This is a genomic window from Micromonospora sp. NPDC002717 (assembly GCF_040295705.1).
GTDB lineage: Bacteria > Actinomycetota > Actinomycetes > Mycobacteriales > Micromonosporaceae > Micromonospora.
Window position 1 is genome coordinate 169,057 of sequence record NZ_JBEOVW010000010.1, and the last position, 13,826, is coordinate 182,882.

A 13,826-nucleotide genomic window follows, 5' to 3' on the forward strand; every position below is an offset into this window, starting at 1 on the left:
CCCACCCGACCGGTGGGCCTGCATGCCGTGCGGACGGGCGGTGGGCCGGCGCCGATCTGCGGACGCACCTCACCCGTGGTGAGCGGTGCGCTGCCGTACGCGCTCGATACTGCCTGTCCGATCGAGGGTCTGCAATCCGGCCAGCCGCTTTTTTTGATCTAGCCATTTGCATCTAGTAATGGTTCTCGCGGCTGTCGTAGTGTTCCGGCAGCACCCCGAAAGATGCACCCTTTGGGCGTACTCGCCCTATTTCAGGCTGGGCGGTGGACGGCGGTGAGCATGGATCGTCCGACGGAAAATCCTGCGGCAGGGACCCCGGAATGGGTCGACGACGTGTTGCTCGCAGGGCCTGCGAACGACATTTGTCTACGACTTCCGGAACCGGTGGAGCGGGGCACGTTGCGGCAATTGGTCGCCGATGCGCAGACCCGTCTCGCCGCCGCCGGACTGCGCCCGGGCGGGGCCGCCGCGCTCCGCCTGCCGCCGTCACTGGCGTACGTGGTGAACCTGCTGGCCACCTGGCGCACCGGGGCGCAGGCCGTCCTGCTCGACCACCGCCTCACCGACCACGAGGTGGACCGGGCGCTGGAGCGGCTCACCCCGCAGGTGGTCGTGGCCCCGGTGCGCGGCGGCGGCGGGGCGCTGCGCGTCTTCGTCGACGTCACCGAGGGCGTCACCCCGTACGCCGACCGCCCCGCGGTCAGCGGGCACGCGGTGATCCAGCTCAGCTCAGGCTCCACCGGACCGTCCAAGGTGATCGGTCGCACCGCCGACGACCTCGTCGCCGAGGTGCACCGCTACACCCGCATCGACGGGGTGGCGCTGCCCGGCGAACGGATCATCCTGCTGCCGTCGATGGTGCACGTGCTCGGCCTGGTCGGCGGCCTGCTCTACGGCCTGCACGCCGGCGTCGAGCTGGTGCCGCCGGAGCGGCTCAGCGGCGACGCCGTGCTGGCCGCCATCGCCGCCGACGACACGCCGGCCACCGTGCTCGGCGTGCCGTTCCACATCGGACTGCTCGCCTCCACCCGGCCCGCCGGGCCGCTGCCGCAGTTCAAGCGGATGACCACCGGCGGCGAGCTGGTCCCGGCCGCCGTCGCCCGCGCCTTCACCGACCGCCACGGCGTGCCGCTGGGCAACATGTACGGGATGACCGAGGTCGGCGTCATCGGCACCGACCTGTACGGGCGGCACCGCCCGTCGATCGCCCCCGCCCCCGGCGTCGAGGTCCGCGAGGTCGCCGGCGAACTCCAGGTCAGCTGCCCCGCGTCGCCGTACGTCGGGCTGAGCGACCCGACCCGCTGGGCCGACGGCTGGCTGCACACCCGCGACGCCGGCACCGTCGACCCCGGCACCGGGCTGGTCACCGTGCGCGGGCGGCTCGACTCGCAGGTCTCCGTCGGCGGCCTGAAGGTCGACCTCACCGAGGTGGAGACGACCGTCGCCGGGCTGCCCGGCGTCGCCGCCGCCGTGGTCGTCTGGGACAACGGCATCACCGCGTACGTGCAGCCGGACGGGCCGCTGTCGGAGGAGGTGCTGGACAAGCTGCTCGCCGAGCGGCTGGCCGGCTACAAGCGACCGCGCACCCTGCACCTGCTGGATCAGCTGCCCCGCACCACGACCGGCAAGCTGGTCCGCTCGGTCGACGCGCTCCGGGCGGCGGCGACGTGACCGGTCCGCCGCGCCGCCCCGACCGTCCCGTCCCCGTCCACCTGGACCTCCACCACCTCGACCGGCGGCGCGTCGGTGCCGACCACCGCGACCGCCACGACGAGGCCCCCGCCGACCGGCGGGTGCCCGACGCGCAGGCCCGCCACGCCGGGCACCGGCCGCAGCTCGCCGCCGCCCACCAGCCGTGCCGTGCCCCCGCGCCGGGGCGCGCCGGCAGCGGTGGGCACCGGCATCCGCCGGCGCAGGCCGCCGTCGCGCAGCCCCACCCCGAGCGCCTTGCCCACCGCCTCCTTCGCGGTCCACAACCGCAGGAAGTCCGCCGCCCGGCCGCCGGCGGGCCGCCCGGCCAGCCACGCCGCCTCGGCCGGGGCGTACCACCGCCGGGCCAGCGCCAGGGCGGGCAGCGGCCGGGACCGCTCCACGTCGACCCCGACCGGGCCGGCCACGCGGGCGGCGACCACGACCACCCGGTCGGCGCGGCTCACGCTGACCGGCAGCACCATCCGTGGGCCCCCGTCGGACGCGCCGACGAACGGCCGCCCGTCCGGGCCGTGGCCCACCACGATCTGCGCCTCCGCGCGGCCGAGCAGCGTGGCACCCGCCCGCCGCAGCAGTCGCCCGGCCGGGATCGGCCGACCGCCGTCCCCCCGGCCGACCCACACGTACACGGTGTCCCGACCGGGCACCGGTAACTGGCTCACGGAGAGAGGTTAACCATGCGAGCCGAGATCCGCGCCTTCGTCGTCGAGCAGCTCGAGGACATGAACTACGACGTCGAGGGCATCGACGACGAGACCACCCTCGGGCCGTCCGGGGTGGACCTGGAGTCGTTGGCCCTCGCCGACCTGGCCGTGCGGGTGGAGGACCGCTACGGCCTGAAGTTCGCCGACGACGAGTCGGAGAAGCTGGCCCTGATGACGGTCGGCGAGTTCACGACGATGGTCGCCGACCGGGTCGCCGGGGCGACGAGCGACAACTCCTGATGGCCGGTCAGCCCGACCTGGGGCGAGCTGACCTGGTGACCATGCTCGCCGAACTCACCGGGAAGCCGGCCGCCGAGGTCGGCGACCGGATCGGCTCGATGGAACTGGCCTGGCTGGTGCACCTCGTCGAGCAGCGCTACGACCGGCGGCTCGACCTCACCGACGACCAGCTCGCCGGCATCCGTACCGTCGACGACGCCCTGGCGGTCTTCCGGACCTCCCTGACCGCCCCCGCCGATGGCTGAACGGGCCGCCGTTCAGCTCACCGGCGTCCACGCGACCAGCGCGCTCGGCAGGGGACCCGACGCGCAGCTCACCGGCGTCCTGGCCGGAACGCCCGCGTTCCGGCCGGTGGAGCGCTTCGACACGGCGTCGCGTCGGGTCGACGCCGCCGCCACCCTGCCCGACGTCGGCGACCTGGCCGACGAGCTGGCCGAGGCGGTCGACGCCGCCTGCCGGGCCGCCGGGCTCGACGCCGGCCGCCGGGCCGGCACGGCGCTGCTGTTGGCCGTGCACGGCGGCGCGGGCGTGCCGGCGCTGACCACCGGCCTGGCCGCGCGGACCGGGCTCACGGGCCCGACCCGGGCGTACACCACCGCCTGCGTCTCGGCCAGCAGTGCGGTGGCCGACGCCGCGGCCCTGATCCGGCGGGGCGACGTCGAGCGGGCGGTGGTCGCGGCCGGCTACCTGGTCGAGCCGGACCAGTACGCGCTCTTCGACGCCGGCCGCGCCCTCGCCACCGACGGCGCGGTGCGCCCGTTCAGCGCCGGCCGCACCGGGCTGCTGCTCGGCGACGGGATCGCCGCGGTGGTGCTGGAGTCGACGGCCGTCGCCCGGGCGTCGGTGGCCGACCTGCTCGGATGGGGCCGGGCCGGGGACGCGTTCCACCCCTGCCAACCGGAGCCGGGCGGGCGCGGCCTGGCCCGCGCGGTCGCCGCGGCGCTGCGCCGCGCCGGGCTGGCGGCGGAGGCGATCGGGTACGTCAACGCCAACGCAACCGGCACCGGCTACAGCGACGCCTCCGAGGCGGCGGCGCTGCGCGTGGCGCTCGGCGCGGCGGCGGCGCGGACCCCGGTCAGCTCCACCAAGGCGCTGCACGGGCACGCCCTGGAGGCCTCCGGCCTGCTGGAACTGGTGGTCACCGTGCTCGCGCTGCGGCACGGGAAGCTGCCTGTCAACGCCGGCTGGCTCGCCCCCGACCCGGCCTGCCCGGTCGACGTCATCCGCGACGCGCCCCGGCCGGCCGCCACCGGGTACGCGCTGAGCCTCAACGCCGCCTTCGGCGGCGCGAACACCGCCCTGCTGGTGGGCGCCGCATGAACGCCGGAAGCGGGCCCGCCGGCACCGACGGCACGCGCCCGGACGACACGCGCTCCGACGGCATGCGCTCGGACGGCGGCCAGGCAGTCGCCACCGGTCGCCTCACCGTGCTGGCCGAGGCGGCCTGGCCCGAGCCGGGCGACGGCGCGCCGCCGCCGCTGCCCGGGTTCGTGCACTCCAGCTTCCCGCCCCTGGTCGCGGCGGTCGCCGAGCGCTGCCTGACCCGGGCGTACGACGGGCGACCCGCGCCCGACGGGGAGCGGACCGCGGTCGTGCTGGCCAGCGCGGCGGGGGACCGGGCCAGCGCGGCGCAGGTGCGCGCCACGGTCGCCGCCGGCGGCCGGCCCGGGCCGCTGTTCTTCTTCCAGTCGGTGCCCAACAGCGTGGCCGGGCACGTGGCCGCCCGCTGGGGGCTGGGCGGGCCCGTGGTCTGCCTCGCGCCGACCGGGGACCCGCGCGACGAGGGGATCGCCGAGGTCGACCTGCTGCTGCACGACGGTGACGCCGACCGGGCGTTGCTGGTCTTGATCGAACAGGCACCGGACGACGGCGGTGCGCGGGGCCCGGGCGGGGAGCCCGGCGCCCGGGCCGTCGCGGTGCTGCTGGGGGGAGGAGACAGCCCATGAGGACCAGGGGACTACGTGGGACGCTGGCCGCGGACGACGGGATCGGCGCCGGCAACGTGCTGGCCCGGGTGCTGGCGCACGGCGCCGACCCGCAGGGGCCGGGGCTCACCTTCGACACCGCCGTGGACGGCCACCCGGCCGAGCTGCCGCTCACGCTGGGCCGGCTCGACGAGCGGGTCGCCGCCCGCGCCGCGTGGCTGCACGAGCGGGGGATCACACCGCGCGACCCGGTGGCCGTCTGGGCCACCACCGCCGCCGACATGGTGCTCAGCTACCTCGCGCTGACCCGGCTCGGCGCGATCCCGGCGATGATGAACGGCAGGCTGCGCCCGGAGATCGCCGCCGAGTACATCCGCCGGCTGCGCGGCGTCGGGGTGCTCGCCGACGGCGCGCACACCGCGCTGCTGGCCGGGCACGACCTCGGCGTGCCGGTGATCGGCACCCCCGCCGAGGCGGGCACGGGCGACCCGGCCGCCGCGCCGGCGCACTACCGGCACCACGCCGACGACCCGGTCGTCATCACCCACACCTCCGGCACCACCGGGGTGCCGAAGGCGGTCCTGCACTCGCACGCGAGCCTCTTCGCCGCCACCCGGCACCTGCTCGCCATGCCGCAGGCGCAGGGCACCAGCCGCATCCTCAACGCGCTGCCCGCCCCGCACACCGCCACCGTGCTCATGGTCAACCAGGCCCTCGGCAACCGGGCGGAGATGTTCCTGCTGTCCGACCAGGGCGGCGAGCGGGTGCTGGACGCGATCCAGCGCTGGCGTCCCGACGGGGTGTTCGGCTTCTCCGTCACGTGGGCGGAACTGGCCCGCTTCGACCTGTCCGCGTACGACCTGGAGTCGGTGTCGCTGTGGTTCAACACCGGCGACTGCTCGCACGAGCCGCACGTGCGTCGGCTGGTCGCGGTCGGCTCCCGGGACGTGGTGACCCGCGACGGGATCACCCGGGTGCCCGGCTCGGTCTTCATCGACGGGCTCGGCTCCAGCGAGATGGGCCACTCGATGTTCCACATCACCCACCGCACCGACACCGACCGGTACGGCCGCTGCATCGGCCGCCCCTACCGGTTCGCCCGGGTCGCCGTGCTCGACGCCGCGGGCGAGCCGGTGCCGACCGGCGAGGTGGGCTGGCTCGGCATCGACTCGCCGTCGCTGTTCCGCGGCTACTGGAACGACTCGGTCACCACCCACCGCTCCCGCCGGCGCGGCTGGTACCTCACCGGCGACCTGGTGTACGCCGACGACGAGGGCCGCTACTACCACATGGACCGGGCCGTCGACTCGGTCGACGTGGGCGACGGCCGGCGGTTCTACACCGCGCTGTCGGAGGAGCGGATCCTCGCCGCCTGCCCAGACGTCACCGACTGCACGGTGGTGATCGTCGCCGAGGCCGGCCGGGTGGTCACCGACGTGCTGCTGGAACTCGCCGCCGGCGCCGACGACGCCGAGGACCGCACCGCGCGGGTCCGGGCGGCCCTCGGGCCGGACGTCGGCGCGACCCTACGCCGGGTGGTGCCGGTGCGGCCCGCCGACATCCCGGTCACCGTCACCGGCAAGGTGCGCAAGGTGGCCCTGCGGGAGCGCTATCTCACCGAGGCGTCGTCATGACCGCCGTCATCACCGGGATGGGACTGTTCACCCCCGTCGGCCGGGGCGTCGCGGCGACGTTCGACGCGCTCCGCACCGGGAGGTCCGGGCTGACCCGGCCGCCGGCCGGGCACCCCGCCGCCGGGTCGCTGGAGGTCGCCGGCCTGCTCCCGGAGATCGATCCGCGCACCGTCGCCTCCGGGCCGGAGACCCGGGTGCTGGACCGGATCGTCGTGCTCGCCCTGCTCGCCGCCGCCGACGCGCTCGCCGACGCCGGCATCGAGGTGGGCCGGGACGTGGACCCGGGCCGGATCGGGGTGATCGTCGGCGGGGTCGGCGGGATGTCCACCCTGGAGGCGCAGGTGCTGGCCCGGGCCGAGCGGGGCCGCGCCGCCGTCAGCCCGTACCTGCTCACCGGAATCCTGCCGAACATGCCGGCGGCGCGGATCGCCATCGCGTACGGCATCCGCGGCTACACCTCCTCGGTCGGCACCGCCTGCGCCTCCGGCGCCCAGTCGGTCGCCGACGCCGTCCGGCTGATCCGCGCCGGGGAGGCCGACGTGGTGCTGTGCGGGGCCAGCGAGGCGCCGCTGTTCCCGACGTTCGCCGACACCTTCGGCAACGCCCGGGCGCTGGCCCGGGGCTGGGCCGACCCGACGGCGGCGAGCCGGCCGTTCGACGCCCGGCGCAACGGGTTCGTCCTCGCCGAGGGCGCGGCCCTGCTGGTGCTGGAACGCGCCGAGCACGCCGCCGCCCGGGGCGTCACCGGCTACGCCGAGGTCGCCGGGTACGGGGCGACCACCGACGCGTACCACCCGACCGCCCCGCGGCCCGACGGCGCCGGCGCGGCGGAGTGCATGCGGCGCGCGCTGGCCAGCGGCGGCGTGCCCGCCGCGCGGGTCGGCTACGTCAACGCGCACGGCACCGGCACGAAGCTCGGCGACATCGCCGAGACCACCGCCCTGGCCGAGGTGTTCGGCGACGGCGGCGTCCCGGTCAGCTCCACCAAGGCGCTCACCGGCCACCTGCTCGGCGCCTCCGGGGTGCTGGAGACGGCGGCCACCGCGCTGGCACTCGGCCGGGGCCTGCTCCCGCCGACGCACAACCTCGACGACCCGGACCCGGCCTGCCCGGCGGACCACATCCGCAAGGAGCCGCGGACGACGGACACCGGGTATGCGCTGACCAACTCCTTCGGCTTCGGCGGCCAGAACGTGAGCCTGCTGCTCGCGCGGGCCGCCCGGCCGAGGGCCTGAGACAGGCTCCACCCCCGGGCGGGGCGCGCCCGGGCGGCAGACCACGGGGGACCCGTGGAAAGGGCTGAGGACATGGACATCCGTGGGATAGACCACATCGAACTCTACGTGGGGGACGCCCGGCAGGCGGCCTTCTACTTCGGCCGGGCGGTCGGCTTCCACCTCTGCGGCCAGGGCGGTCCCGAGACCGGGCTGGCCGACCAGCGGTCGCTGCTGCTGTGCCACGCCGACATCCGGATGGTGCTGACCTCCGGGCTCACCGCCGAGCACCCGGCGTCCCGGTACGTGCAGCGGCACGGCGACGGTATCGCCGTGGTCGCGCTGGAGGTCGACGACGCCGCCGGCGCGTACGCCGAGCTGGTGGGCCGTGGGGCGGCGGGGGTGACGCCGCCGACCACCTGGACCGGGCCGGCCGCCGAGGTGGTGACCGCCGAGGTGGGCGGCTTCGGCGACGTGCTGCACCGCCTGGTGTCGCGGCGCGGCGACCGGACCGAGTTCCTGCCCGGGGCGGTCGAGTCGACGCCCCCGGCCGGCGGCAGCGACGACAAGCTGCTCGCCGAGATCGACCACCTGGCGGTCTGTGTGCCGCCGGGTCGGCTCGACGAGACCGTCCGGCACTACCGGGAGGTGTTCGGGTTCGCGGAGATCTTCGAGGAGCACATCGAGGTCGCCGGGCAGGCGATGAACTCCAAGGTGGTGCAGAGCCCGTCGGGGCGGGTCACCCTGGTGCTGCTGGAGCCGGACCGCAGCCGCCGGCCGGGGCAGATCGACGCCTTCCTCGACCAGCACGCCGGCGCCGGGGTGCAGCACCTCGGGCTGCGCACCGACGACATCGTCACCGCCGTCGGCACCCTCGCCGACCGGGGGGTGCGCTTCGCCGGCACCCCCGGCAGCTACTACGACACCCTCGAGGCGCGGGTCGGCCGGGTGGACGCGCCGCTGGACCGGCTGCGCGACCTCGGTGTGCTGGTCGACCGCGACCACGGCGGGCAGCTGCTGCAGATCTTCACCGAATCCATGCACGTGCGCCGCACGCTCTTCCTGGAGCTGATCGAGCGGCGCGGGGCCCGGACGTTCGGCAGCGGCAACATCAAGGCGCTCTACGAGGCCAAGGAACGGGAACTGGCCGCGGCGGGGGCGACCCCCGCCGTCGCGGCCGTGACACCGCAGGAGGTGCGGGCGTGACCACGACCGAGTTCGAGCCGACACTCACCGCCGAGGAGGAGGCGCTGCTCCCGTCCGACGAGGACGTCGCCTTCTACGCCGAGCACGGCTGGTACCTGTCGAAGAAGCTGTTCACCGACGACGAGGTGGACGCCCTCACGGCGGCCGCCGACCGCTACTACGACGGCGAGCGGGACCGCCGCCTGCCGGTGCGCCCGCCGAAGCTCGCCTACTGGGAGCCGTCGAAGGGCGCGGTGCAGCGGCACAACGACTACGTCCACCACGAGCACGACGGGCTGGGGGCGATCCTGCGCAAGCCGCTCGTCGGCGCGGTCGCCGCCCGGCTCGCGCGGGCCACCGAGATCCGCGTCTTCCAGTCCACGCTGATCTACAAACCGCCGATCTCCGGCGAGCCGTCCAACATCGTGCCCTGGCACTTCGACAAGCACTACTGGGCGTCCTCGTCGTCGGAGAACATGCTCACCGCGTTCATCCCGTTCCACGACTGCGGGGAGGAGATGGGCACCATCACCATGGTCGACGGCTCGCACCGCTGGCAGGAGGTCGGCGCGGACGACACGGTGGTGCGCCACTTCGCCGACCGCGACCGCGACCAGCTGGAGGAGATGCTCGCCGCGAACGCCGCCCACAACGGCGCCGGGATCCGCAAGGTGCCGATGGTGATCCCCAAGGGACACGTGAGCTTCCACCACTGCCGCACCTACCACGGCAGCGGCGCCAACGTCAGCGGCCGCCCGCGTCGGGCGATCTCGCTGCACCTGCAGGACGGCGACAACGCCTGGCGGGAGTATCCGCTCTCCGACGGCACGCTCGCCGCGTACAACCACGACGTGCTGGTCCGCCGCACCCCCGACGGGCGGCCGGACTACGCGGACCCCGAATACTGCCCGGTCATCTGGCGCGACCGCGCCAAGCAAGGAGGCTGACATGTCACGGTACGACTGGGGAAAGACGCACCCGGGCATCGAGCGGCTGGAGAAGGCGGTGACCGACCGCCGCGACGTGGTGGTCCGGCACCCGCTCTACGCCAACCTCGACACCCACGAGGCGCTGGTCACCTTCATGGAGCACCACGTCTTCGCCGTGTGGGACTTCATGTCCCTGCTGAAGTCGTTGCAGCGGCAGCTCACCTGCGTCACCGTGCCGTGGATCCCGACCGGGCCGACCGGCAGCCGCCGCCTGATCAACGACATCGTGATGGTGGAGGAGAGCGACGAGCTGGGCGACGGCTACATCAGCCACTTCGAGCTGTACGTGCAGGGCATGCGGGAGGCCGGCGCCGACACCACGGCCGTGGAGAGGCTGATCGACCTGCTGCGGGCGGGCCGGCCGGTGGCCGAGGCGCTGGTCGACGCCGGCGTGCCCGCGCCGTCCACGGCGTTCGCCGGCACCACCTGGCGGATCATCGAGGACACCCCCGTGCACTGCCAGGCGGCGGCGTTCGCCTTCGGCCGGGAGGACCTCATCCCCGACATGTTCGCCCAGGTCGTCGCCGTCAACGAGCGCAGCCGCAAGCTGCACAAGTTCGTCGACTACCTGGAGCGGCACATCGAGGTCGACGGCGAGCAGCACACCCCGATGGCGATGCAGATGCTCGCCGACCTGTGCGGCGACGACGACACCAAGTGGCAGGAGTGCGCCGACACCGTCAACACCGCGCTCGCCGCCCGGGCGAAGCTCTGGGACGACATCCTCGCCGCCGTCAAGGAGGGGCGCGAGCGGTGACCGACGCCGACCCGGTCCGGCTCTACCGGACGGTACGGCTGATCCGCCGGTTCGAGGAGCGGGCCGTCGAGCTGGTCCGCTCCGGGCACGTCGTCGGCGGCATCCACCCGTACCTCGGGCAGGAGGGGATCGCCGCCGGGGTGTGCGCCGCCCTGGGTGCCGACGACGTCGTCGCCGGCACCCACCGGGGGCACGGGCACGTGCTCGCCAAGGGCGCCGACCCGGCCCGGATGCTCGCCGAGCTGTGCGGCCGGGTCACCGGCCTCAACGCCGGCCGGGGCGGCTCGATGCACGCCGCCGACTTCGGCGTCGGCGTGCTCGGCGCCAACGCCATCGTCGGCGCGTCCGGGGCGATCATCACCGGCGCCGTGTGGGCGCGCCGACGGCGCGGCGACGACGTCGTCGGGGTGAGCTTCTTCGGCGACGGCGCGGTCAACGAGGGGATGCTGCTGGAGGCGTTCAACCTGGCCGCGCTGTGGCGGGTGCCGGTGCTGTTCGTCTGCGAGAACAACGGCTATGCCACCACCATGCCCGTCGCGGGCGCGGTCGCCGGCAGCATCTCCGGCCGCGCCGCCGCGTTCGGCATCCCGGCCGCCGTCGTGGACGGCCAGGACCCCGAGGCGGTACGCGACGCCGCGGCCGCCGCCGTCGACCGGATGCGCGCCGGCGGCGGCCCCGAGCTGATCGAGGCCCGCACCTACCGGTTCGACGCCCACCACACCTTCGAGCACGCGGTACGCCTCGACTACCGCCCGCCCGACGAGGTGGCCCGGGGCCGGGCCCGGGACCCGGTGGACATCCAGGGCGGGCGGCTGCCCGCCGACGCGCGGGCCGAGGTCGACGCCGAGGTCGAAGCGACGCTGGACGCGGCCGTCGAGTTCGCCCTCGCCAGCGGAGAGCCGGACCCGGCCGACGCCCTGGCGCACCTGTACGCCAGCGGGCTGACCGCCCGCACCGGAGGTGGGTAGATGCCCAGGCTGTCCTACCGCAAGGCGCTCACCCGGGCCCTCGCCGACGAGTTGGCCCGCGACGAGTCGGTGTTCCTGCTCGGCGAGGACATCCGGGTGGCCGCCTCGAACGTCACGGCCGGGCTGTTCAAGCGGTTCGGCCCCGAGCGGGTGCTCGACACCCCGCTGTCGGAGCAGGCGTTCACCAGCTTCGCCACGGGGGCGGCCCTGGCCGGGATGCGGCCGGTCGTCGAGTTCCAGATCCCGTCGCTGCTGTTCCTGGTCTTCGAGCAGATCGTCAACCACGCGCACAAGTTCCCGCTGATGACCGGCGGGCAGTGCGCCGCACCGGTCACCTACCTGGTGCCCGGCTCCGGCTCCCGGACGGGCTGGGCGGGCCAGCACTCCGACCACCCGTACAGCCTCTTCGCCCACGTCGGGGTGACCACCGTGGTGCCGGCCACCCCGGCCGACGCGTACGGGCTGCTGGTGTCGGCGGTGCGGTGCGACGACCCGGTGGTGGTCTTCGCCCCGGCCGGGGCGCTCGACGTCCGCGACGACGTGGACCTCGCCGCGCTGGCGCCGGTGCCGCTCGGTCGGGGCCGGGTGCGCCGCTTCGGCGACGACGTGACCGTGGTCGCGGTCGGGCACCTGGTGCACGACGCCCTCGCGGTCGCCGACGAGCTGGCCGACCAGGTGTCGGTGGAGGTGTTCGACCCCCGCACGCTGTACCCGTTCGACTGGGACTCACTCGCCGAGTCGGTGTCGCGCACCGGGCGGCTGGTGGTGGTGGACGACTCCAACCGCTCCTGCGGTATCGCCGGGGAGATCATCGCGACCATGGTCGAGCGGGTGCGCCTGGTCGCCCCGCCGCGCCGGGTCACCCGCCCCGACGGCGCGGTGCTGCCGTTCGCCCCGGCGCTCGACCGGGCCGTGCAGCCCAGCCGCGAGCAACTCCTGGCCGCCATCCAACACGTGATGAAGGACTGATGTATGACCGACGCTGACTACCGCTGGCCCTCCGCCGCGCAGGCGTGGCTCGACCTGCCCGCACCGATCCGCGCCGAGATGGTGGCCGCCGGGGCGGAGTCCTGGCGGGAGATCTTCGACGGCCGGGCCACGTACAACAAGCAGTGGCGGCTGGCCCGGCCGCCGGTGATGGACGAGACCTCGCTCGGCGTGCTCAACGCCGTCTCCGACCGCCTCGCCCAGCTCGTCTTCGAGGCGTGCCGGCGGCGGGCCGGCACGGCGGGGGAGCTGCGCCGGCTGCTGAACGTGCCCGACGGCGAGACCCGGCTGCTCGACGACGACGAGCCGCTGACCGAGGCACTGCTGGACGCGTTCCGGCCGGACGTGCTGCTCTCCGACGGGGTGCCCCGGTTCGTGGAGTACAACATCGACAGCAGCCTCGGCGGGGCGTTCGACGCGGACACCACGGTGCGCCGCTTCGTCGACGTCTACCGGCGGCGCGGCCTCACCGAGCGGGTCCGCCTGACGGCGGCACCCTCGGCGGTGGACCAGCGGTTCGCGGCGATCCGCGCCGGGCTCGGCCTGCCCGAGGGCGCCCGGGTCGCCATGCTGATCGACTTCGACGCCGAGTACCCCGGCCTGGACGACCCGCAGCGGTTCTTCCGGCTGCTGTCGCCGGTCGTCGAGCGGGCCGCCGCGTCCGGCATGGACCTGGTCATCGCGCCGGTCTCCCAGGTGACCCTCGACGACGGGAAACGGCTGGTCGCCGACGGCGCCCCGGTCGACGGGGTGTTCCGCCTCTTCGTGCCCAACCGGGTCACCCCGAGCGCCGGGGTGGACGCCCTGGAGGCGGGGCTGGCGGCCGGAACGGTGCCGATGTGGGTGTCGGCGGCGGCCTGGCTGATCGCCAACAAGCGGGCCTTCGCCTGGCTCTGGGAGGACGCCGACGCGCTGGCGCCGGCGGACCGGGACCTGGTCCAGCGGTACGTGCCGCGGACCTGGTCGCTGACCGCCGACCTGCTCGACCGGGCGGTGGCCGACCGGCCCGGCCTGGTGGCGAAGCCGGCCGACGGCTCCGCCGGGGTGGACGTGCTGATCGGCCGGGAGACCGACGCCGACACGTGGCGGGACGGGCTGAACCGGGCCGTCGAGCGGGGCGGCTTTATCCTCCAGGAGTACGTGAAGGCCGACGACGTCCCGCTGGACTTCGTGCACATCGAGACCGGCGAGACGGTCAGCGCCGAGGTGCCGTACAGCATCGCCCCGTACCTGTTCGGCCGCCGGGCCGCCGGCGCCTGCATCCGCACCGGCTTCCCCGGCTGCGACGGGGTGCTCAACCTGGCCCGGGGCGTTCTCCTCTCCGGCCTTCTGGTGGTCGACTGACGCGCCACATCGGGCGGTGGGACGGCCTGCGCGGGTCGTCCCACCGTGCTCGGTCGCGCGGTGGTCACCGGGCGTCCGCCACGGGCGGTGCCACCGCGCTCGCCCGCGTCCGTCATCGGGCGTCCGCCGCCGGGTCACCGGCGAAACGCGCTTCCCAGCCGGGCAGGAC

At 75.0% G+C, this 13,826-nt stretch carries 14 protein-coding genes; 13 read left to right on the plus strand and 1 reads right to left on the minus strand.

What is annotated here, in order from left to right:
* Positions 1-279 precede the first annotated feature (279 nt).
* Positions 280-1,671, plus strand: coding sequence for a class I adenylate-forming enzyme family protein (locus ABT006_RS17470; protein ID WP_350707663.1), 1,392 nt, complete (start codon positions 280-282; stop codon positions 1,669-1,671).
* On the opposite strand, the gene ABT006_RS17475 is transcribed toward ABT006_RS17470, so the two are convergent.
* Complete coding sequence (locus tag ABT006_RS17475; RefSeq protein ID WP_350707495.1) at positions 1,602-2,372, minus strand: 4'-phosphopantetheinyl transferase family protein; 771 nt, start codon at positions 2,370-2,372, stop codon at positions 1,602-1,604. The two genes, ABT006_RS17470 and ABT006_RS17475, sit on opposite strands and share 70 nt — an antisense overlap.
* A 15-nt stretch (positions 2,373-2,387) precedes the next feature.
* On the opposite strand from ABT006_RS17475, the gene ABT006_RS17480 reads away from it, so the two are divergent.
* The 12 genes from ABT006_RS17480 to ABT006_RS17535 all read left to right on the plus strand — a co-directional run bounded on the left by ABT006_RS17480 (position 2,388) and on the right by ABT006_RS17535 (position 13,657).
* Entirely contained in the window at positions 2,388-2,654 is a 267-nt protein-coding gene (locus ABT006_RS17480) for an acyl carrier protein (RefSeq protein ID WP_350685991.1), read from the plus strand.
* A complete protein-coding gene (locus ABT006_RS17485; protein ID WP_350707497.1) occupies positions 2,654-2,899 on the plus strand; it encodes an acyl carrier protein in 246 nt (81 codons plus the stop codon). The genes ABT006_RS17480 and ABT006_RS17485 overlap by 1 nt, the downstream gene beginning before the upstream one ends.
* Positions 2,892-3,974 (plus strand): beta-ketoacyl synthase N-terminal-like domain-containing protein, encoded by a 1,083-nt coding sequence (locus ABT006_RS17490; RefSeq protein WP_350707499.1) that lies wholly within the window; start codon positions 2,892-2,894, stop codon positions 3,972-3,974. The genes ABT006_RS17485 and ABT006_RS17490 overlap by 8 nt, the downstream gene beginning before the upstream one ends.
* A gap of 62 nt (positions 3,975-4,036) precedes the next feature.
* Positions 4,037-4,600, plus strand: coding sequence for a beta-ketoacyl synthase chain length factor (locus tag ABT006_RS17495; RefSeq protein WP_350707665.1), 564 nt, complete (start codon positions 4,037-4,039; stop codon positions 4,598-4,600).
* Positions 4,597-6,213, plus strand: a complete 1,617-nt coding sequence (locus tag ABT006_RS17500; RefSeq protein WP_350707501.1) for a class I adenylate-forming enzyme family protein — start codon at positions 4,597-4,599, stop codon at positions 6,211-6,213. The genes ABT006_RS17495 and ABT006_RS17500 overlap by 4 nt, the downstream gene beginning before the upstream one ends.
* Positions 6,210-7,448 (plus strand): beta-ketoacyl-[acyl-carrier-protein] synthase family protein, encoded by a 1,239-nt coding sequence (locus ABT006_RS17505; protein WP_350707502.1) that lies wholly within the window; start codon positions 6,210-6,212, stop codon positions 7,446-7,448. The genes ABT006_RS17500 and ABT006_RS17505 overlap by 4 nt, the downstream gene beginning before the upstream one ends.
* A gap of 72 nt (positions 7,449-7,520) precedes the next feature.
* Positions 7,521-8,633: a 4-hydroxyphenylpyruvate dioxygenase gene (gene hppD, locus ABT006_RS17510; protein WP_350707504.1), complete on the plus strand. Its 1,113-nt coding sequence runs from the start codon at positions 7,521-7,523 to the stop codon at positions 8,631-8,633.
* Entirely contained in the window at positions 8,630-9,559 is a 930-nt protein-coding gene (locus ABT006_RS17515) for a phytanoyl-CoA dioxygenase family protein (protein WP_350707506.1), read from the plus strand. The genes hppD and ABT006_RS17515 overlap by 4 nt, the downstream gene beginning before the upstream one ends.
* Before the next feature lies 1 nt (position 9,560).
* The gene (locus ABT006_RS17520; protein ID WP_350707508.1) at positions 9,561-10,358 is read left to right on the plus strand and encodes a DUF3050 domain-containing protein; all 798 of its coding nucleotides are present in this window, start codon (positions 9,561-9,563) and stop codon (positions 10,356-10,358) included.
* Positions 10,355-11,326, plus strand: a complete 972-nt coding sequence (locus tag ABT006_RS17525; RefSeq protein ID WP_350707510.1) for a thiamine pyrophosphate-dependent dehydrogenase E1 component subunit alpha — start codon at positions 10,355-10,357, stop codon at positions 11,324-11,326. The genes ABT006_RS17520 and ABT006_RS17525 overlap by 4 nt, the downstream gene beginning before the upstream one ends.
* Positions 11,327-12,295 carry an alpha-ketoacid dehydrogenase subunit beta gene (locus ABT006_RS17530; protein ID WP_350707511.1) on the plus strand — a complete coding sequence of 323 codons (969 nt, stop codon included), beginning with the start codon at positions 11,327-11,329 and terminating at the stop codon, positions 12,293-12,295.
* 3 nt (positions 12,296-12,298) lie between these two features.
* Positions 12,299-13,657, plus strand: coding sequence for an ATP-grasp domain-containing protein (locus ABT006_RS17535; RefSeq protein WP_350707513.1), 1,359 nt, complete (start codon positions 12,299-12,301; stop codon positions 13,655-13,657).
* Positions 13,658-13,826 lie beyond the last annotated feature (169 nt).

Excerpts from the sequence above, each read along its gene's own strand:
- ABT006_RS17470 (WP_350707663.1), top strand. The coding sequence starts at position 280 with ATGGATCGTCCGACGGAAAATCCTGCGGCAGGGACCCCGGAATGGGTC.
- ABT006_RS17480 (WP_350685991.1), top strand. The coding sequence starts at position 2,388 with ATGCGAGCCGAGATCCGCGCCTTCGTCGTCGAGCAGCTCGAGGACATG.
- ABT006_RS17485 (WP_350707497.1), top strand. The coding sequence starts at position 2,654 with ATGGCCGGTCAGCCCGACCTGGGGCGAGCTGACCTGGTGACCATGCTC.
- ABT006_RS17490 (WP_350707499.1), top strand. The coding sequence starts at position 2,892 with ATGGCTGAACGGGCCGCCGTTCAGCTCACCGGCGTCCACGCGACCAGC.
- ABT006_RS17495 (WP_350707665.1), top strand. The coding sequence starts at position 4,037 with ATGCGCTCGGACGGCGGCCAGGCAGTCGCCACCGGTCGCCTCACCGTG.
- ABT006_RS17500 (WP_350707501.1), top strand. The coding sequence starts at position 4,597 with ATGAGGACCAGGGGACTACGTGGGACGCTGGCCGCGGACGACGGGATC.
- ABT006_RS17505 (WP_350707502.1), top strand. The coding sequence starts at position 6,210 with ATGACCGCCGTCATCACCGGGATGGGACTGTTCACCCCCGTCGGCCGG.
- hppD (WP_350707504.1), top strand. The coding sequence starts at position 7,521 with ATGGACATCCGTGGGATAGACCACATCGAACTCTACGTGGGGGACGCC.
- ABT006_RS17520 (WP_350707508.1), top strand. The coding sequence starts at position 9,561 with ATGTCACGGTACGACTGGGGAAAGACGCACCCGGGCATCGAGCGGCTG.
- ABT006_RS17530 (WP_350707511.1), top strand. The coding sequence starts at position 11,327 with ATGCCCAGGCTGTCCTACCGCAAGGCGCTCACCCGGGCCCTCGCCGAC.
- ABT006_RS17535 (WP_350707513.1), top strand. The coding sequence starts at position 12,299 with ATGACCGACGCTGACTACCGCTGGCCCTCCGCCGCGCAGGCGTGGCTC.